22 protein-coding genes and 1 pseudogene are annotated in these 18746 nt (G+C 69.3%); 17 read left to right on the top strand and 6 right to left on the bottom strand.

The genetic code is table 11. From position 1 onward, the window contains the following. A complete protein-coding gene (gene pdxS / locus KUTG_RS10855; protein ID WP_052394312.1) occupies positions 1 to 942 on the top strand; it encodes a pyridoxal 5'-phosphate synthase lyase subunit PdxS in 942 nt (313 codons plus the stop codon). Here the strand turns inward: pdxS and KUTG_RS10850 are convergent. Both KUTG_RS10850 and KUTG_RS10845 read right to left on the bottom strand, forming a co-directional pair. Further along, positions 890 to 1420: a maltokinase N-terminal cap-like domain-containing protein gene (locus tag KUTG_RS10850; protein WP_052394311.1), complete on the bottom strand. Its 531-nt coding sequence runs from the start codon at positions 1418 to 1420 to the stop codon at positions 890 to 892. The genes pdxS and KUTG_RS10850 overlap by 53 nt on opposite strands. Beyond that, positions 1417 to 2982, bottom strand: a complete 1566-nt coding sequence (locus KUTG_RS10845) for an L-lactate permease (RefSeq protein WP_043716644.1) — start codon at positions 2980 to 2982, stop codon at positions 1417 to 1419. Before KUTG_RS10845 ends, KUTG_RS10850 begins: the two co-directional genes overlap by 4 nt. Positions 2983 to 3070: 88 nt before the next feature. Between KUTG_RS10845 and KUTG_RS10840 the strand changes: the two genes are divergently transcribed. Further along, a complete protein-coding gene (locus KUTG_RS10840) occupies positions 3071 to 3547 on the top strand; it encodes an enoyl-CoA hydratase/isomerase family protein (protein WP_043728930.1) in 477 nt (158 codons plus the stop codon). Positions 3548 to 3814: 267 nt separating this feature from the next. Continuing rightward, positions 3815 to 3982: a hypothetical protein gene (locus KUTG_RS58285; RefSeq protein WP_157494451.1), complete on the top strand. Its 168-nt coding sequence runs from the start codon at positions 3815 to 3817 to the stop codon at positions 3980 to 3982. Positions 3983 to 4048: 66 nt separating this feature from the next. Here KUTG_RS58285 and ahcY read toward each other — a convergent pair whose 3' ends face one another. From ahcY to KUTG_RS10820, 4 genes are all read right to left on the bottom strand, one after another. Further along, positions 4049 to 5509, bottom strand: coding sequence for an adenosylhomocysteinase (ahcY, locus tag KUTG_RS10835; RefSeq protein ID WP_043716643.1), 1461 nt, complete (start codon positions 5507 to 5509; stop codon positions 4049 to 4051). A 240-nt stretch (positions 5510 to 5749) separates the two neighbouring features. After that, positions 5750 to 6160, bottom strand: coding sequence for a type II toxin-antitoxin system VapC family toxin (locus KUTG_RS10830; RefSeq protein WP_043716642.1), 411 nt, complete (start codon positions 6158 to 6160; stop codon positions 5750 to 5752). Next, entirely contained in the window at positions 6150 to 6392 is a 243-nt protein-coding gene (locus KUTG_RS10825) for a hypothetical protein (RefSeq protein WP_043716641.1), read from the bottom strand. The genes KUTG_RS10830 and KUTG_RS10825 overlap by 11 nt, the downstream gene beginning before the upstream one ends. A 38-nt stretch (positions 6393 to 6430) precedes the next feature. Then, a complete protein-coding gene (locus KUTG_RS10820) occupies positions 6431 to 6988 on the bottom strand; it encodes a helix-turn-helix domain-containing protein (protein WP_043716639.1) in 558 nt (185 codons plus the stop codon). Positions 6989 to 7054: 66 nt separating this feature from the next. Here KUTG_RS10820 and KUTG_RS10815 point away from each other — a divergent pair, with 66 nt between their 5' ends. The 14 genes and pseudogenes from KUTG_RS10815 (at position 7055) to KUTG_RS10755 (ending at position 18652) form a co-directional block, all read left to right on the top strand. After that, positions 7055 to 7741, top strand: a complete 687-nt coding sequence (locus KUTG_RS10815; RefSeq protein ID WP_043716638.1) for an AzlC family ABC transporter permease — start codon at positions 7055 to 7057, stop codon at positions 7739 to 7741. Continuing rightward, entirely contained in the window at positions 7738 to 8046 is a 309-nt protein-coding gene (locus KUTG_RS10810) for an AzlD domain-containing protein (protein WP_043716636.1), read from the top strand. Before KUTG_RS10815 ends, KUTG_RS10810 begins: the two co-directional genes overlap by 4 nt. 177 nt (positions 8047 to 8223) lie before the next feature. Further along, a complete protein-coding gene (locus tag KUTG_RS10805) occupies positions 8224 to 9642 on the top strand; it encodes an amino acid permease (protein ID WP_052394309.1) in 1419 nt (472 codons plus the stop codon). Positions 9643 to 9829: 187 nt separating this feature from the next. Next, on the top strand, positions 9830 to 10447 hold the full coding sequence (gene pdxT, locus KUTG_RS10800) for a pyridoxal 5'-phosphate synthase glutaminase subunit PdxT (protein WP_043716635.1): 618 nt from the start codon (positions 9830 to 9832) through the stop codon (positions 10445 to 10447). Positions 10448 to 10499: 52 nt separating this feature from the next. After that, entirely contained in the window at positions 10500 to 11252 is a 753-nt protein-coding gene (locus KUTG_RS10795; RefSeq protein WP_043728926.1) for a YebC/PmpR family DNA-binding transcriptional regulator, read from the top strand. Between the two features lie 103 nt (positions 11253 to 11355). Next, complete coding sequence (locus KUTG_RS10790) at positions 11356 to 11862, top strand: DUF4262 domain-containing protein (protein WP_043728924.1); 507 nt, start codon at positions 11356 to 11358, stop codon at positions 11860 to 11862. 190 nt (positions 11863 to 12052) lie between these two features. Continuing rightward, positions 12053 to 12625, top strand: coding sequence for a crossover junction endodeoxyribonuclease RuvC (ruvC, locus tag KUTG_RS10785; RefSeq protein WP_043716634.1), 573 nt, complete (start codon positions 12053 to 12055; stop codon positions 12623 to 12625). Continuing rightward, complete coding sequence (ruvA, locus tag KUTG_RS10780; protein WP_043716633.1) at positions 12622 to 13236, top strand: Holliday junction branch migration protein RuvA; 615 nt, start codon at positions 12622 to 12624, stop codon at positions 13234 to 13236. The genes ruvC and ruvA overlap by 4 nt, the downstream gene beginning before the upstream one ends. Beyond that, positions 13233 to 14086: pseudogene (gene ruvB, locus KUTG_RS10775) on the top strand (Holliday junction branch migration DNA helicase RuvB); the annotation flags it as partial. The gene ruvA and the pseudogene ruvB, both read left to right, overlap by 4 nt. Positions 14087 to 14384: 298 nt before the next feature. Beyond that, positions 14385 to 14501, top strand: coding sequence for a hypothetical protein (locus tag KUTG_RS56145; protein WP_369794632.1), 117 nt, complete (start codon positions 14385 to 14387; stop codon positions 14499 to 14501). Positions 14502 to 14579: 78 nt separating this feature from the next. Continuing rightward, positions 14580 to 14951, top strand: coding sequence for a preprotein translocase subunit YajC (yajC, locus tag KUTG_RS10770; RefSeq protein ID WP_043728918.1), 372 nt, complete (start codon positions 14580 to 14582; stop codon positions 14949 to 14951). 185 nt (positions 14952 to 15136) lie between these two features. Further along, positions 15137 to 16909 (top strand): protein translocase subunit SecD, encoded by a 1773-nt coding sequence (gene secD, locus KUTG_RS10765; protein WP_043716632.1) that lies wholly within the window; start codon positions 15137 to 15139, stop codon positions 16907 to 16909. 1 nt (position 16910) lies between these two features. Then, entirely contained in the window at positions 16911 to 18128 is a 1218-nt protein-coding gene (gene secF, locus KUTG_RS10760) for a protein translocase subunit SecF (RefSeq protein ID WP_052394308.1), read from the top strand. Continuing rightward, the gene (locus KUTG_RS10755) at positions 18125 to 18652 is read left to right on the top strand and encodes an adenine phosphoribosyltransferase (RefSeq protein WP_043716631.1); all 528 of its coding nucleotides are present in this window, start codon (positions 18125 to 18127) and stop codon (positions 18650 to 18652) included. Before secF ends, KUTG_RS10755 begins: the two co-directional genes overlap by 4 nt. Positions 18653 to 18746 lie beyond the last annotated feature (94 nt).

The following is an 18746-nucleotide window of genomic DNA, read 5'->3' as shown; positions in this document are numbered from 1 at the left end:
ATGGAGTGCGTACCCCCTCGCATACCCCGAAAGGTCGGCACGGTGAACATCGAGCCCACTCCCGCCACCGGCACCGCCCGCGTCAAGCGCGGCATGGCCGAGATGCTCAAGGGCGGCGTGATCATGGACGTGGTCACCCCCGAGCAGGCCAAGATCGCCGAGGACGCCGGCGCCGTCGCCGTCATGGCGCTGGAGCGCGTGCCGGCCGACATCCGCGTCCAGGGCGGCGTCGCCCGGATGAGCGACCCCGACATGATCGACGGCATCGTCAACGCCGTGTCCATCCCCGTGATGGCCAAGGCCCGCATCGGCCACTTCGTCGAGGCTCAGGTGCTGCAGGCCCTCGGTGTCGACTACATCGACGAGTCCGAGGTGCTGACCCCGGCCGACGAGGCCAACCACATCGACAAGTGGCCGTTCACCGTGCCGTTCGTCTGCGGCGCCACCAACCTGGGCGAGGCCCTGCGCCGCATCGCCGAGGGCGCGGCCATGATCCGCTCCAAGGGCGAGGCCGGCACCGGCAACGTCGTCGAGGCCACCCGGCACATGCGCCAGATCCGCGCCGACATCGGCCGGCTGACCGTGCTCGACGACGCCGAGCTGTACGCCGCCGCCAAGGAGCTGCGCGCCCCGTACGAGCTGGTCAAGGAGATCGCCGCCACCGGCAAGCTGCCCGTCGTGCTGTTCACCGCCGGCGGCATCGCCACCCCGGCCGACGCCGCCATGATGATGCAGCTCGGCGCCGAGGGCGTCTTCGTCGGCTCCGGCATCTTCAAGTCCGGCGACCCGGCCCAGCGCGCCTCGGCCATCGTCAAGGCCACCACCTTCCACGACGACCCCGACGTCATCGCCAAGGTCTCCCGCGGCCTGGGCGAGGCCATGGTCGGCATCAACGTCTCGGAGCTGCCCGAGTCCCAGAAGCTCGCGACCCGCGGCTGGTGACGACGGTCGCCAGCCGGCCGTCGTAGCCGGTGACGACACCGACAACATCATCGAACCGGCCCGGCTCCCCGCGGATCCGGGCCGGTTCGATGACTATCTCGTCGTCGGCGAACTCGGCCAGCAGCTCGCCGCGAACGCCATTCGCGGTCTCCGTGTTCGAGCGCACGATGCGGAGCATCTCCTTTCGCCACACGGGATCGGTCTCGGCCTGGTAGATCCAGCGCGGGCCGAGGACGCTGTGCTCGGCCGTCGTGATCAGCGTCCCGCCGGCCAGCGGCGCGCCCCGGTAGGTCATCGGGATCTGGTAGACGACGCCGTCGACCCTGAGCAGGAACGTTTCCATGCCGACCTTGCCGGCCGAGTCCTCGAACCGGTAGGACCCGGTCGGCCGATGGTTCGATCCGCCTCGGTACCAGTGTTGTCGGGGCAGCCAGGCCAGCAGGATCTCGCGGAACGATGGCGTGAGAGTCGGCTTCACACGACCATCCAACCGAGCACGGGCGTGGACTGCAGGAAAACGAGCAGACACATCAGGGCCAGCAGGATGAGGCTCCACAGGAAGACCCGGCGGAACAGGTCGCCCTCGCGGCCGGCCATGCCGACGGCGCCGGCGGCGATGGCCAGGTTCTGGGGGCTGATCATCTTGCCCAGCACGCCGCCGGAGGAGTTGGCGGCGGCCATCAGGGTGGGACTGAGCCCGGCGTGCTGGGCGGCGGTGACCTGGAGCGCGCCGAACAGGGAGTTGGACGAGGTGTCCGAACCGGTGACGGCGACGCCGAGCCAGCCCAGGACCGGGGACAGCAGGGCGAAAAGGCCGCCGGCGTTGGACATCCAGGTGCCGAGGGTGGTGGTCTGCCCGCTGGCGTTCATCACGTACGCCAGGGCGAGCACGGCCATCACGGTGACGATGGCAGTCGCCAGTTGACGGTACGTGCCGCCGTAGGCGCGCAGGGCGGCGCCGGGTTTGATCCTGATCACGGGGATGGTGATCAGGCCGGCGACGATCAGCAGGCTGCCGGCGGCGTCGAGCCAGTCGAACTTGAACGCCGGCAGCGTGGATACCTTGCCGCTCAGGGTGTTCAGGTGCAGGCCGGGCCAGTTGAACGTGACGGTGACGCTGGTCAGGGCGTCCTTGATCGCCGGGACCTGGGCCAGTGCGAACACGGCGATGATGATCGCGTACGGGGCGTAGGCCCGCAGCACCTCGGCCCGGCTGTCGGTGTTCTCGGCCCGGCTGCGGCGGCGCACGACGAGCACCACGGCCAGCGCGCTGAGCAGCGAGGCGACGATGTCGGTGAGGGGAGCGCTGAAGAAGTTGGCCACCGCGAACTGCGCGACCGCGAACACCACGCCGCAGGCGATCGTCGCCGGCAGCGTCTCCCGCACGCCGCGCCAGCCGTCGATGATGCCGACCAGCACCATCGGCACGAACAGGGCCAGCACCGGCGTCTGCCGGCCGACCATCGATGCCAGGTCGTGCAGCGGCAGACCGGTCACGGTGGCCAGGGTCGTGATCGGCACCGCCAGCGCGCCGAAGGCCACCGGCGCGGTGTTGGCCACCAGCGCGACCGTGGCCGCCTTCAGTGGCTGGAAACCCAGCGCAATCAGCATCACGCTGGTCACCGCGACCGGCGTGCCGAAGCCGGCCAGCGCCTCCAGCAGCGCGCCGAAGCTGAACGCCACGATCACGCCCTGGATCCGCTGGTCGTCGCTGACCCGCGCGAAGGACCGCCGCAGCACGTCGAAATGTCCGGTGTGGACGGTCATGTTGTAGATCCAGATCGCGTTGACCACGATCCACAGAATCGGGAAGAAGCCGAACGCCGCGCCTTCCGTGGCCGCCAGCAGCGCCTGGCCGACCGGCATCGGATAGCCGAGCACCGCCACCAGCACGCTCACCGCGAGCGAGATCGCCGCGGCCAGCCAGGCCCGGATCCGGAACACCCCCAGCAGCACGAAAAGCACCACCAGCGGCAGCGCCGCGAGCAGGGCGGACAGGAGCAGGGAGCCGGCGATCGGGGCAAGGACCGGGGTGTACATACGTCACCACCTCGCCGTTGAGGGTGCGGTAGACGCTAGTTCACGATCAGAGTGATGGCGGGGATCCACAGTTGACGCAGGAGGTCCGGTGTCGGCCAACGTGACGGTGCGCAGCGATGGGCGTGGCGCGGAAGTGGTGCTCGGGTCCGGCGGGAGCGCCAACGCCCTGGGGCACGAGGACTGGCGGGCCCTGGAGCTGGCCTTTCGAAATCTGTCGAACGATGTCCGCGTGGTGGTCGTGCGGGGGAGCGGCAGCACCTTCAGCGCCGGCTCCGACCTGCGCGAGTGGGTGCACGCCGCGCCCGACGACGTGGACCGGGCCTTCGCCGCGATGGAGGCCGCCTGCACCGCCATCGAGGAGTGCCCGACGCCGGTGATCGCCCAGGTCAACGGCGTCGCCGCCGGGGCGGGCTGCCAGCTGGCCCTGGCCTGCGACCTCCGGGTGTTCGCCGACGACGCCCGCATCGGCATGTCCATCGCGCGGCTGGGGATTCTCGTCAGCCCGGCCTTCGCCGCCCGGCTCGCGCTGCTGGCCGGGCACGGCCTGGCCCGGGAGCTGCTCTAGACACGGAGAGCTATATTGGCTTTTCAGAACGGTCCTCCAACCGAAGACGGGAGGAAACGCCAATTTGCTTCAAATGTCGCATTCCGCGTCAGAAAGATTGGAACACTCCGCGCATTTTCACTCCAAGCAGCAAGCGAATGAAGGCTCGGCGTTATGTTAAGGGCGAGCTGAGTGAGCATGCCTAATCTACCATCTAATACTCCAATTGGCGAATGCGTCACAAGATTTTGTGACAGCCTCAGCTAGTGCATGTAGATATACGGCCCCGTGGCCGCGCAGCCCCGGGCCGCGTTGGTCGCCGCGAAGCAGGCCGTCAGCGTCGGGCTCTCACCCACCCGCGCCGCCGCCGACAGCTTCGCCAGCGGCCCGGCAGTGTCCTATGAGGACTTCCAACGCGGCGTGACGGCCTTCCTGTCCCGCAGCCGCCACCCCTGACCCCGGTGATGCAGGGAAGGACGCCTTACCCTCGTTGATCGCGGGTAAGGCGTCCTTCCCTGCATGTCAGTAGCGGTAGTGCTCCGGCTTGTACGGGCCGGCCACGTCCACGCCGATGTAGTCGGCCTGCACCTTGGACAGCTCGGTCAGCCGCACGCCCAGGGCGTCCAGGTGCAGCCGGGCCACCTTCTCGTCCAGGTGCTTGGGCAGCCGGTAGACCTGGCGCTCGTACTCGCCGGGCTTGGTGAACAGCTCGATCTGGGCGATCACCTGGTTGGAGAACGAGTTCGACATGACGAAGCTGGGGTGGCCGGTGGCGTTGCCCAGGTTCATCAGCCGGCCCTCGGACAGCACGATGACCGCGTGCCCGTCGGGGAACACCCACTCGTGCACCTGCGGCTTGATCTCGACCTTGCGGATGCCCGGCACCTTGGCCAGCCCGGCCATGTCGATCTCGTTGTCGAAGTGCCCGACGTTGCCGACGATCGCGTTGTGCTTCATCCGGCCCATGTGCTCGGCCATCACGATGTCGCGGTTGCCGGTGGTGGTGATGAAGATGTCGCCCTTGTGCACCACGTCCTCCAGGTGCACGACCTCGAGGCCCTCCATCGCCGCCTGCAGCGCGCAGATCGGGTCGACCTCGGTGACCACGACGCGCGCGCCCTGGCCGCGCAGCGAGTCCGCCGCGCCCTTGCCCACGTCGCCGTAGCCGCAGACCACGGCCAGCTTGCCGCCCAGCATCACGTCGGTGGCCCGGTTGAGGCCGTCGGCCAGCGAGTGCCGGATGCCGTACTTGTTGTCGAACTTGGACTTCGTCACCGAGTCGTTGACGTTGATCGCCGGGAACAGCAGCTCGCCCTCGGCGGCCAGCCGGTACATCCGGTTCACGCCGGCCGTCGTCTCCTCGGAGACGCCGCGCATCTGCTCCGCGACCCGGGTGAAACGCTTGGCGTCACGGGCGATGCTGGCCGTGAGGGTGGCCAGCAGGATGCCGTACTCCTCGCTGTCCTTCTCGGTCGCCGCCGGCACCGCGCCGGCCGTCTCGAACTCGACTCCCTTGTGCACCAACATGGTCGCGTCGCCGCCGTCGTCCACGATCAGGTTCGGCGCCTCGCCGTCCGGGAAGGTGAACAGCTGGTCCGTGCACCACCAGTACTCGGCCAGCGTCTCGCCCTTCCAGGCGAACACCGACGTTCCCCGCGGCGCGTCCACCGTGCCGTCACGGCCGACGACCACCGCCGCGGCGGCCTCGTCCTGCGTGGAGAAGATGTTGCAGGACACCCAGCGCACCTGGGCCCCCAGGTGCACCAGGGTCTCGATCAGCACCGCCGTCTGCACCGTCATGTGCAGCGAGCCCGCGACCCTGGCCCCGGCCAGCGGCTTGCTCTCGCCGAACTCCGCCCGCAGCGCCATCAGGCCCGGCATCTCCAGCTCCGCCAGCCGGATCTGGTGGCGCCCCGCCTCGGCCAGCGCCAGGTCGGCCACGGCGAAGTCGATCCCGTTGACCTGCCTCAGTTTCCCGTTCATTCCGGTTTCCTCCGCATGCTGACCGGGAGGCCCACCCTCATGACGAAGGGCGCCTCCCGCTTCGGGAGGCGCCCTTGTGACGTTCACACGGAGCCGAGCGTGGCGGACACGGTCCGCTGCAGCGCCTCTCGACTCCGCCCCCGAAATTAGCCAGCCCCAACCACCCCTGTCAACGCCGCGAGTCCCGCTCTCGGGCAGTCATGAACTCGACACATGGTTGCCCGAGAGCGGGACTCGCGGTCAGGACACGGGGTACAGCTCGATTTTCGCGGTGTGCCCGTGGCTGCGGGCGAGCTTGCCGTCGCAGGTGATCAGCGGGACGTCCAGTTGCTCGGCGAGTGCCACGTAGGCGGCATCGTATGCGGTGATGCTGTGCCGGAGTTCCCAGATCCGCGGCACGAACGGTTGGTGCTCGATGCGAGTGATCGGCAGCGCCGGCAGGCGGTCGACCGCCATGCGCGCAGTCGCCGGCGGCACTGCCCCGTGTCGTTCGCGGCGACTGAGGGTGTGCAGCACCTCGAGATCGATCAGATGTGGTGCGAAAGCCCGTGCGGACACGATCCGCGGCAGCAACTCGGGCGGAGCCGCGTTGCCGATGAAGACCGCCACCAGTGCCGATGCGTCGACGACATGGTTTCGGTCACGATTCATCCCTGTCGCGATAGCTGCGGATGTCGTCGACGATGTCTTCGACCGTGACGGTGCCCCAGTCGAGCTTTCGGATCTCTTCCAGCCACTGGGCCATCGTGGGACCGTCGAAGGACTTGCGCTCCGCGTCGGCGCGTTCGATATAGGCGTCGAGCGACAGGACGGCCGGTCGGATGACGCGCCCTGTCGGTGGTTCGGGGTGGGCCGGGTCGTGCGCCCACGCGTTCTCGGACATGCCCTCAGGCTAACCCCGGCCGGCCCGCCACGATCGGGTCACACGTGCTCCATGACCATCACGGTGACGGTGTCGGGATCCAGCGCCTGGTAGAGGTGCGGGACGTCGCCGGGGTAGGAGAGGTAGTCGCCGGGGCCGAGTTCGACCGGCTCGTCGGCGGGGCCGGCGAGGACGCGGCCGGTGGAGACGACGAGGTGCTCGACGGTGCCGGGCATGTGGGGGACGGAGTGGCGGCCGTTGTCGGAGCTCATGGTGACGAGGTAGATGTCCCGGCGGGCGGACGGCGGGCAGGCGGAGATGAGGGCGGCGCGGTAGCTGGACTGCTCGGAGTGCAGGTAGGGGCCTTCGCCGAAGCGGACGACGCGGACGGGCGGCCGGGGCGGGTCGACGAGGCGGGAGAAGGGCACGCCGAGGGCGACGCCGAGGGCCCACAGGGTCTCGACGGAGGGGTTGCCGGCCCCCGATTCGAGCTGGGACAGGGTGCTCTTGGCGATGCCGGCCCGCTTGGCCAGCTCGGACAGGGACAGGCCGACGCGGTCACGCTCGCGGCGCAGCGCGGCGGCGATCACGTCCAGCGGGGCGGAGCTGCGATCCACGTGTTCGTTCCATCGGTCGGGACGTTCGGCTTGACGAACGTCGGTGCGGGGTGTTCAGCTTGCACTATGGTTCGTTCGATCTGGCGAACATTAGACCTCTCCGTGGTCCGCAATGTCTCGCCCATCGCCCTGACCGCCTTCGTGACGGGCGCGTCCTTCGGCGCGATCGCGGTGGCGGCGCACATCTCGGTGGCGCTGGTCTGCGCGATGTCGCTGCTGGTCTTCGCCGGCGGCTCGCAGTTCATGGTCGTGGGCATCGTGGCCGCGGGCGGCAGCCCGATCGCCGCGGTGGTGGCCGGCCTGCTGCTCAACGCCCGCCACCTGCCGTTCGGCCTGGCCATGGGCGACCTGCTCGGCCGGAAGCTGGCGGCCCGCATCGTGGGCAGCCACATCCTGATCGACGAGTCGGTGGCCTTCGCCATGGCCCAGGGTGACCGCAAGAAGGCCAAGGCGGCGTTCTGGACCTGCGGCTTGGCCCTGTTCCTGACGTGGAACACCGGCACGCTCGTCGGCGCCCTGATCGGCCAGGTCATCGGCGACCCCAACCGCTTCGGCATGGACGCGGCCTTCCCGGCGGCGATGTTGGCGCTCATCCTGCCGGCGCTCAAGGACAAGGTGACGCTGCGCGTGGCCGTGCTCGGCGCGGCCGTCGCGGTGGCTACTACGCCGTTACTGCCGCCGGGAATTCCGGTCGTGCTGGCGGCATTGGGTGTCGTCGCGGCGCTCCCGACACGGCGAAAGGTGACGGCATGACGCTCACGGTCGTGCTGGCCCTGGCCGCCGGCACCTATGGCATTCGCTTCGCCGGCCCCCAACTCCGCAATCGCATCACCGTGCCGCCGCGCGTGCAAATGCTGCTGTCAATGGCCGCGACGGCGCTTCTTCTTGCCCTTGTCGCGGTCAACGCGTTCGTTCCCGGCGGGAAATTCGGCGGCTGGGCGCTGCTGGCCGGCGTCGGCGTCGGGGGCATTGCGGCCTGGCGAAAGGTGCCGTTCGTGCTGGTGGTGCTGGTGGCCGCCGGAACGACGGCGGTGCTGCGGCTGTTCGGCGTCGCTTAAACGGTGTCGCTCGTCACATCAAGGCTTGCTCAAACGGAATAGAGGGCTGCTCCGTTCGCTGGCTAGAGTCCCGTCCTCATCAGGGTGTGGTCCGTCTCACCCCGAGGTCGAGTTCTCCAGCACCGGAGCCGGGGGCGGTTTCGGTGCCTTTCGCAGTATCGAAGGGAAACCGTTTCCGTGGATTCTTCCCACGAGGGCGAGGGCTACGCGAAGTCCCTCGGCAACCGCCAGGTGCAGATGATCGCGATGGGCGGCGCCATCGGCGTCGGCCTCTTTCTCGGCGCCGGCGGCCGCCTGCACGCCGCCGGCCCCGGCCTGATCCTGTCCTACGCCCTGTGCGGCGCCGCCGCCTTCTTCGTCATGCGGGCCCTGGGCGAGCTGGTCCTGTACCGGCCGACGTCCGGCAGCTTCGTGACCTATGCCCGTGAGTTCATCGGCCCGTGGGCCGGCTTCACCGCGGGCTGGATGTACTGGCTGAACTGGGCGATGACCGGCGTCGCCGAGATCACCGCGGTCGGCATCTACGTGCAGCGCTGGCTGCCGAACCTGCCGACCTGGATCACCGCGCTGATCGCCCTGGTCGCCCTGCTGACCATCAACCTGGTCTCGGTGAAGCTGTTCGGCGAGCTGGAGTTCTGGTTCTCGGTCATCAAGGTGGCCGCGATCATCGCGTTCCTGCTGGTCGGCATCGGCCTGGTGGTCACGTCCACGACCATCGCCGGTCACCCGGCCAGCCCGTCCAACCTCGTCGCCGACGGCGGCTTCTTCCCGCACGGCGTCGGCGTCGCGCTGATCGCGCTGCAGGCGGTGATCTTCGCGTACTCGGCGATCGAGCTGGTCGGTATCGCCGCCGGCGAGACCAAGGACGCGCACAAGGTCATGCCCAAGGCGATCAACGGCGTGGTCTGGCGCATCGCCATCTTCTACGTCGGCTCGGTGACCCTGCTGGCCATGCTGCTGCCCTCGGTCATGTACAGCTCGTCGGAGAGCCCGTTCGTCACGGTGTTCAGCGCGCTGGGCCTGCCCTGGGTCGGCGACCTGATGAACGCCGTCGTGCTGACCGCGGCCCTGTCCTCCTGCAACTCGGGCCTGTACTCCACCGGCCGCGTGCTGCGCTCGCTGGCCGACAAGAAGGAGGCCCCGGCCTTCGCGGGCAAGATGAGCCGCAACCACGTGCCCTACGGCGGCATCCTGTTCACGAGCGTCATCTACGTCGCCGGTGTCGCGCTCAACCAGTTCAAGGGGGCGACGGCCGCGTTCGACATCGCCACCGCGATCGCCTCGCTCGGCGTGGTCGCCACGTGGGCCACGCTGGTGTTCTGTCAGATGCGGCTGCGGCAGAAGGCGCTGCGCGGCGAGATCGAACGGCCGCACTACCGAATGCCGGGGGCGCCGTGGACGGGCTGGCTGACGCTGGGCTTCCTGGTGCTGATCGTGGTGATGATGGGCTTCGCCGGCGGCGCCGAGCAGGTCGCCTTCTTCTCCATCCCGGGCATCGCGGCGGTCATCGCGATACGTGAGGGAGTGACAGGGGTAGTACGAAGACTCATCCAGCCCCCGGTTCTTACATATTGGGATTGGGTGATTGTCTATTAGGAAATCACCGGGAAGTCTTCACTGCTTCAACCAGTGTCGTCCTAGGATTCGCTTGATTTGTTCCGCTATCTAGCAGGGCCGGTGTGAATTACATGCCCAGGCATGCCCTGCTGACGTAACGAGCGCGGTCCCGGTCGGCGGTCAATAAGCTGGAGGTTCAGGTACCCGTCCAGGAGGTCGCTCACCCGTGCCCGCCCAGCCCGTCATCGGCGTGCTCGCCCTGCAGGGCGACGTGCGTGAGCACCTCGTGTCGCTGGCCGAGTGCGATGTGATCGCGCGGCCGGTGCGCAGGCCAGAGGAGCTCGCCGAGGTCGACGGCATCGTGCTGCCCGGCGGCGAGTCGACCACCATGAGCAGGCTGCTGGAGACCTTCGAGCTGCTCGAACCGCTGCGCAAGCGGCTGGTCGACGGCCTGCCCGCGTACGGCTCGTGCGCCGGCATGATCCTGCTGGCCGGGACGGTCGAGGACGGCCGCCCCGACCAGCAGCAGTTGGCCGCCGTGGACATGGTGGTCCGGCGCAACGCCTTCGGCCGGCAGGTCGACTCGTTCGAGTGCGAGCTGCCGGTCATCGGGGTCGACGGCGGCCCGGTGCACGCGGTGTTCATCCGCGCCCCCTGGGTGGAGTCGGTCGGCGAGGGCGTCGAGGTCCTCGCCCGGGTGCCCGACATACCGTCCAGCGGCGTCGCCGCCGGTAGGATCGTCGCAGTTCGGCAGGGGTCCGTGCTCGCGACCGCGTTCCATCCCGAGCTCACCGGCGACGAGCGCGTGCACCGCCTGTTCGTGGAGACTGTCCGCGCGGCCTGAGGGCGTCGTGGGAACGGTCGTCGAGGTCGTCGAGTCTGACGGAGGAAGTTTCATGAGCGGCCACTCCAAGTGGGCGACTACCAAGCACAAGAAGGCCGCGATCGACGCCAAGCGCGGCAAGCTGTTCGCGCGGCTGGTGAAGAACATCGAGGTGGCGGCCCGCACCGGGGGCGGTGACCCGGACGGCAACCCGACGCTGTACGACGCGATCCAGAAGGCCCGCAAGAACTCGGTGCCGCTGGACAACATCGAGCGGGCCCGCAAGCGCGGCGGCGGGGAGGAGGCCGGCGGCGCCGACTGGCAGACGATCATGTACGAGGGCTACGGGCCCAACGGCGTGGCCGTGCTGATCGAGTGCCTCACCGACAACCGCAACCGCGCGGCGTCCGAGGTGCGCACGGCGATGACCCGCAACGGCGGCAACATGGCCGACCCGGGCTCGGTGGCGTACCTGTTCTCGCGCAAGGGCGTCGTGCTCATGCCGAAGAACGACGTGTCCGAGGACGACGTCCTGATGGCCGTGCTGGACGCGGGCGCCGAGGAGGTCAACGACCTCGGCGAGAGCTTCGAGATCGTGTCCGAGGCCGGCGACCTCATCCCGGTCCGCAAGGCGCTGCAGGAGGCCGGCTTCGACTACGAGTCGGCCGAGGCCAACTTCCTGCCGTCCATGACGGTCCAGCTGGAGGCCGACGGCGCGCGCAAGATGTTCAAGCTGATCGACGCGCTGGAGGACTGCGACGACGTGCAGAACGTCTTCGCCAACTTCGACGTGTCCGACGAGGTCATGGCCGAGGTCGACGCCTGAGTTCCACAGATTTTTGTTGCCCGGCAACGCAAGTTGCCGGGCAACACTTTTAGTTCACAGCGTTTATGTGCAGAATGACGCCGTGCCACCTCCGAACTCCGCGATGAACAAGCTCCCCGACGCCGACCGCGACATGCGGCAGTGGCTGCTGAAGCAGGCGGAGGACCACGGCAACGCGGTGGTCGAGGTGGCGGGCGACGAGCACGGGGCGCCCTACTGCTTCACGGTCGGCGCGTGGCGGCGGTTCGGCGTGGCGGAGGCGGTGGTCATCGGGCTGCCGCTGGAGCTGGGCCGGGTGCTCATCACCGCGTACGTGAACGAGGCCCGGCAGGGCGTGCGGTTCCAGCCGGGGCAGCTGTACCGGCAGTTCTTCAACGGCGTGCCGATCACCGTGGAGCGGGTGGCCCGGGGCTACTACCCGGAGTTCTTCGGCAGCGCCTTCCTGCTGTACCCCACCGGAGACTTCCCGGCCGTGCAGCTGATCGTGCCGTCCGAGGGCGGCTTCTGGCCGTGGCATCCGCAGGCGCCGCAGGGCTTCGCCCAGTGGCAGCCGGTGCTGACCATGAGCGGCCGCCCGGAGTCCTGGCGCCCGGGCATCGACGGCGCCTGAAATCCCGTCGCGGCGGTCGGGCGACTGTCCCGCTGATGTCGCTGATGCAGGGAAGGACGCCTTACCTGCGTTCAACGAGGGTAAGGCGTCCTTCCCTGCATAACGGCGTGTTGCCGGCGGAGCCGATCACCGGGCCCGGTAATGTCCCCGCTCGAACGGGTGTTCGGCGAATCGGCGGAGGCGGGACGAAGTGCGGGTGCTTGGCGTCGACCCTGGGCTGACCCGGTGCGGCCTCGGCGTGGTCGACGGCGGGCCGGGGCGCACGGTGCGCTGCGTCGAAGTGGGCGTGGCCCGGACTCCGGCCGACGAGGACCTGGCCCGGCGCCTGCTCCAGCTGTCCGAGGTGGTGGAGGACTGGTTGGACCGGCACCGCCCCGAGGTGGTGGCGATCGAGCGGGTGTTCAGCCAGCACAACGTGCGCACGGCGATGGGCACGGCCCAGGCCGGCGGGGTGGTGGCGCTGCTGGCGGCCAAGCGTGGCCTGCCGGTCGCCTTCCACACGCCGAGCGAGGTCAAGGCGGCCGTCACGGGCTCGGGCACGGCCGACAAGGCGCAGGTCACGACGATGGTGACCCGTCTGCTGGGCCTGACCGTCGCGCCCAAGCCGGCGGACGCCGCGGACGCGCTGGCGCTGGGCATCTGCCATCTGTGGCGGGCGCCGCTGATCGCCCGGCTGGCGCAGGCCGAGGCCCGCGCCGCGGAACTGCAACGTCGACACAAGGCCCGGCTGGCCGAGGCCGCGAACAGGGGAGTAGCACGGTGATCTCGTCGGTACGTGGACCGGTGCTGTCCATCGCTCTGGACCATGCCGTCATCGAGGTCGGCGGCCTGGGCTACGCCGTGCTGGCCACGCCGACGACGCTGGCCGGCCTGCGCCGCGGCACCGAGGCGATGCTGCACACCGCACTGATCGTGCGCGAGGACTCGCTGACCCTGTTCGGCTTCACGGACCCGGACGCGCGGCAGCTGTTCGGGCTGCTGCTGACAGTGTCGGGTATCGGCCCGAAGATCGCGCTGGCGACGCTGGCGGTGCTGGAGCCGGACAAGCTGCGGGCGGCGCTGGCTGAGGGCAACACCTCGATGCTCACGCAGGTGCCCGGCATCGGCCGCAAGGGCGCGGAACGCCTGATCATCGAGCTGCGCGACAAGGTCGGCGCGCTCACCAGCGGCACCCCCGGCCCCGAGACCAGCGCCGACGCCGAGCTCGTGCGCGCGCAGGTCACGGAGGCGTTGCTGGGCCTCGGTTTCGCGGCGAAGGCGGCGGAGCAGGCGGTGGACGCGGTGCTGGCCAAGGCAGTGCCGGATCCTGGGCGCCCCCGTGACACCGCCTTCGTGCTGCGGCAGGCGCTGACATCGTTGGGCCGCAAGCGATGAGCGACTTCGACGAGCACGAGCACGGGCCGCTGTCCGCGCTCGCGGAACCGACCGAGCGCGACGTCGAGGCGTCGCTGCGACCGAGCCGGATGTCGGAGTTCGTGGGCCAGCCCCGAGTTCGTGAGCAGCTGGAACTGGTGCTGCGCGGTGCCCAGATGCGCGGCCAGCCGCCGGACCACGTGCTGCTGTCCGGCCCGCCCGGCCTGGGCAAGACCAGCCTCTCGATGATCATCGCTGCCGAGCTCGGCGCGGCCATTCGCATCACGTCGGGCCCGGCCCTGGAACGCGCCGGCGACCTCGCCGCGATGCTGTCCAACCTGGTCGAGGGCGACGTCCTGTTCATCGACGAGATCCACCGCATCGCCCGCCCGGCCGAGGAGATGCTGTACCTGGCGATGGAGGACTTCCGCGTCGACGTCGTGGTCGGCAAGGGCCCGGGCGCGACCTCCATCCCGTTGGAGATCGCCCCGTTCACGCTGGTCGGCGCGACCACCAGGTCCGGCTCGCTGACCGGCCCGCTGCGTGACCGTTTCGGCTTCACCGGGCACATGGAGTTCTACACGCCGGCCGAGTTGGAGCAGGTGCTGCACCGTTCGGCGGCGATCCTCGGCATGGACCTCCCGGGTGACGGCGCGGCCGAGATCGCTCGCCGTTCAAGGGGCACACCGCGTATCGCCAACCGCCTGCTGCGCCGCGTCCGCGACTACGCCGAGGTGCGCGCGAACGGGATCATCAGCACCGACGTCGCGCGGGCCGCGCTGGCCGTCTACGACGTGGACGACCTCGGCCTGGACCGGTGGACCGCGCGGTGCTGAACGCGCTGGTCAGGAGCTTCAGCGGGGGCCCGGTGGAGGGGTTGCACGTATCCTAAGCCTCTGGCGCCATTTCGAGCCTCGTAACGGGTCCGCTCTGCGACATGAGTTGTCGCCCGGAAATCCCATCCTCATTAGCATCTCTAGGACCAGTCACAGTTAACAAGTTTACCGGCAAATGGGCCCCGACGGATGAAGTCCCGAGCAACCAAACTGATTCCGTTGTAGCCTAGATCTGAAAGACATTGGAGCTTGTGGTAGGCCAAAGCCTGGAGCCGAAAGGTATACTAGCGAACCGTCGAGGAGGTCTGCGAGCCCTTCCTGGTGCGCGCCGGCATGCTCGCGCGCACGCCGCGGGGACGGGTGGCCACGGTCGCCGCCTGGCAGCACCTGGGCCTGACGCCGCCGGCCGAGGCGCCGGGCGAGCCGCCAGCCACGGGTTATGGGCGATAAGCCGTGTGGCAGACTCAATGGGCATACCCCAGCATGTGACGCCCTGTGAAGGTATGGGCCGTCACCGAACGGAGAATGATGGACCCCCAGGCCTTGCTGCTCCCGCTGCTCATCGTGCTGGTCGGCGGCATGCTCTTCTTCGGCAGCCGCCGGCAGCGCAAGGCGGTGGCGCAGCAGCAGCAGCTGCAGACGTCGCTGACCGTCGGCGATCGCGTGATGACCACGTCCGGCCTGTTCGGCACGGTGGCGAGCGTCGACTCGGAGACCAACATCGACATCGAGATCGCGCCGGGTGTCGTGACGACCTGGCTGCGCGCCGCGGTCCGCGAGAAGGTGAACCCGACGGTCGACTCGGACGTCGTGGAGACCGAGGACGAGGAGCAGGTCGCGGGCGAGCCGGCGAGCAACGCCGAGATCGCCCCGCCGCTGGAGAGCAAGACCAAGGGCTGAGCCGTCCGGCCGATGCGGGGTCGTCCGAGCCGGGGCGACCTCGCACAGTGACGCGCGCCTCACACGGCGGGGAGTACGCTGCGACCTCGCCCGCACTCTGACCGCCACGTGAGGGCTCTCCGTCGTCCGACCCGGGCGCCGGGGCACACCACCAACAACTATCAGCACGAGGAGACCGACCGACCGTGGCACCTCCGGCCGGGCAGATCCGCCCAGTGCGTTACCTGGGTGTCTTCGCCCTCATCGTGGTCGTGCTCTACGCCTTGGTGTTCTTCACCGGCAGTGGAAAGCCGACGCCCAAACTCGGTATCGACCTGCAGGGGGGCACCCGGGTCACGTTGACCGCGATCTCCCCGGACGGCAAGCCACCGGCACAGGACTCCCTGACCCAGGCCAAGCAGATCCTGGCCGACCGGGTCAACGGCAACGGCGTCTCCGGCGCCGAGATCGTCCAGGACGGCAGCAACCTGGTGATCACCGCGCCGGGCAACGACGGCGACCAGCTCAAGTCGGTCAGCCAGCCGGCCGTGCTGAAGTTCCGGCCGGTGCTGATGGACCCGCAGTCGGGCTCGCCGATGATCGCGCCGGTCACCCCGCCGAGCACCTCGGGCAAGCCGACGACCAGCGGCAACACCGTCAAGCCGAGCGGCTCGACCACGCCGAGCACCACGGGCTCCGCGCCGGCCACCTCGACCTCGGCCAAGCCCCAGGGCATGCCGGTGCCGTTGAAGCAGGCCGCGCAGACCACGACGACCCCGCCGCCGTCCTCCACGGGCGCGTCGGCGACCACCACGACCGGCCCGGCGCCGACCGTGAGCGGTGTCGCGGACCCGAACCAGGCCAAGGCGATCCAGCAGGCGAAGGCGCTGCGGCAGAACCCGGCCGTGGCCACCGACCCGAACGCCCAGGCCGCCGCGTTCGCCGCGCTCGACTGCGCCAAGCCCGACCCGATGTCCGGCTACGACGACTCGGACAAGCCGCTGGTCACCTGCGACCGGGACCACCAGAACAAGTACATCCTGGGCCCGTCCTTCCTCGAGGGTAAGCAGATCTCGACCGCGCAGTCCCAGTTCGACCAGCAGCAGGCCCAGTGGATCGTCACGCTGACCTTCAAGCCGGACGGCGCCAAGACGTGGGCCGACTACACCGGCAAGAACGTCGGCAACTACGCCGCGTTCACGCTGGACGGCCAGGTGCAGTCCGCGCCCAAGATCAACCAGCAGATCATCGGCAACACCGAGATCAGCGGCTCGTTCACCCAGGCCTCGTCCAAGGCGCTGGCCAACTCGCTGAGCTACGGCTCGCTGCCGCTGTCGTTCACGGTGTCGGAGAACCAGACGGTGTCGGCCACCCTGGGCCTGTCCTCCATGCAGGCCGGCCTGCTGGCCGGCGGCATCGGCCTGCTCCTGGTGATCGTCTACTGCTTGTTCTACTACCGGGCGCTCGGCGTGCTGACGCTGCTCTCGCTGGTCTGCTCCGGCCTGGTCGTGTACGCGATCCTGGTGCTGTTCGGGCGGTGGATCAACTACAGCCTCGACCTGCCCGGCATCGCCGGTTTCATCATCGCGATCGGCATCACGGCCGACTCCTTCGTGGTGTTCTTCGAACGCATGAAGGACGAAGTGCGCGAGGGAAGGTCGTTCCGGTCGGCGGTGCCACGGGCCTGGGTCCGGGCGCGGCGCACCATCCTGTCGGCCGACGGCGTCAGCTTCCTGGCCGCCGCGGTGCTGTACACGCTGGCCGTCGGCGACGTGCGCGGTTTCGCGTTCACCACCGGCATGTCCACCGTGATCGACCTGCTCGTGGTCTTCATCGTCACGCACCCGTTGGTGGCGCTGGTGTCCCGCTCCAAGACCCTGTCCAAGCCGTCCTTCTCCGGCCTCGGCGCCGTGCACGACGCCGGCGTGGAGATGCGTGCCGCCGAGCGTGCGGCCAACCCCGTCGCGAAGGAGGCCTGACGTGTCGACTCCCGTGACCCCGCAGAAGCACGGTGTCCTGCACAACCTCTACGTCGGCACCGGCGCGTTCGACATCATCGGCAAGCGCAAGCGGTGGTACATCGCGTTCGCCGTGCTGATCGTCATCTGCCTCGGTTCCATGGTCACCAAGAACTTCAACTACGGCATCGAGTTCACCGGCGGCACCCAGATCCAGATGCCGGTGAAGGGCCAGGGCGAGGCCGCGACGGTCGACGGCGTGCTGTCGGTCTACAAGCAGTCCGTCGGCCGCGACGCCGAGCAGGCGCAGACCGTGGGCTCCGGCGACTCCGAGACCATCCAGCTGCGCTCGGTCCCGCTGGACGGCACCCAGGTCGTCAAGCTCAAGGAAGCGCTGTTCGCCAAGTTCAAGCCGCTGGGCACCAACGGCCAGCCCAACCAGCAGGCCATCAGCGACAGCGCCGTCAGCTCCTCGTGGGGCGATGAGATCTCGCAGCAGGCCCTCATCGCGCTCGCGGTGTTCCTGGTGCTGGTGACCATCTTCCTGACGTTCTACTTCGAACGCGCGATGGCCGCCGCCGCGCTGGCCTCGCTGGCCAACGACCTCATCGTCACCGCCGGTGTGTACTCGATCATCGGCTTCGAGGTCACGCCGGCGACGGTGATCGGCTTCCTGACCATCCTGGGCTTCTCGCTGTACGACACCGTGGTCGTGTTCGACAAGGTCCGGGAGAACACCCGCGGCCTGCTCAAGCTGACCCGGCGCACCTACGGCGAGGCGGCCAACCTGGCCGTCAACCAGACCCTGATGCGCTCCATCAACACCTCGCTGATCGCGCTGCTGCCGGTCCTCGGCCTGCTCGTGGTCGGCGTCGTGCTGCTGGGCGTCGGCACGCTGCAGGACCTGGCCCTGATCCAGCTCACCGGCATGCTGGTCGGCGCGGTCTCGTCGATCTTCCTGGCCACGCCGCTGACGGTGGACCTGAAGATGCGCGACCCGAAGTACAAGCTCCAGGCCGAGCGCGTGGCCCACCGCCGGGCCAACCTGGCCCGCAAGGCGGAGCTGGCCGCGCAGGGCATCGAGGCGGGCGAGGACTTCGACCCGAGCGACGACGAGGCCCTGAGCGCCGAGATCCGCAAGGAGAAGGCCATGGCCGCCGCGGCGAGCACGCCGTCGCGCACGCCCAAGGCCCGGCCGTCCGGCAAGAGCGGCCGCCCGAGCGGGAAGAGGCGGCACTGACCGGCACCACTCTCGACGGCGCGCTCGGGCTCATCCGGGAGGTCCCCGACTTCCCCGAGCCCGGCGTGCTGTTCCGGGACATCAGCCCGGTGCTCGCCGACCCGGCGGCCTTCCGCGTCCTGGTGGACGCCATGGCCGCCGGGTTCCCGGCGGGCGCCGACGCCGTCGTGGCCATCGAGGCCCGCGGGTTCATTCTCGGGGCCGCCATCGCCTACGCCACCGGCCTCGGCCTGGTGTGCGTGCGCAAGCCGGGCAAGCTGCCGGCGGTGCGGCACCGGGTCAGCTACGCCCTGGAGTACGGCACGGCCACGCTGGAGCTGCCCGAGGACACCATCCGCGAGGGCCAGCGCGTGGTCGTCGTGGACGACGTCCTGGCCACCGGCGGCACCATCGCCGCCACCCGTGAACTGGTCGAACACGCCGGCGGCACCGTCGCGGGCGTCTCGGTGATCCTGGAGCTGGCCGCCCTCAAGGGCCGCTCCCGCGTGCCGGACATCGACGTCACGGCCCTGCTCACCCACTAGACACCGTGAGTCCCGCTCTCGGGCAGTCATGAACTCAACACATGGCTGCCCGAGAGCGGGACTCGCGGCTTTGGGGGTGGTCCGGTGAACAGGG

The organism is Kutzneria sp. 744, from assembly GCF_000568255.1.
Lineage (GTDB): Bacteria > Actinomycetota > Actinomycetes > Mycobacteriales > Pseudonocardiaceae > Kutzneria.
This window is presented reverse-complemented; position numbering and strand designations above follow the sequence as displayed.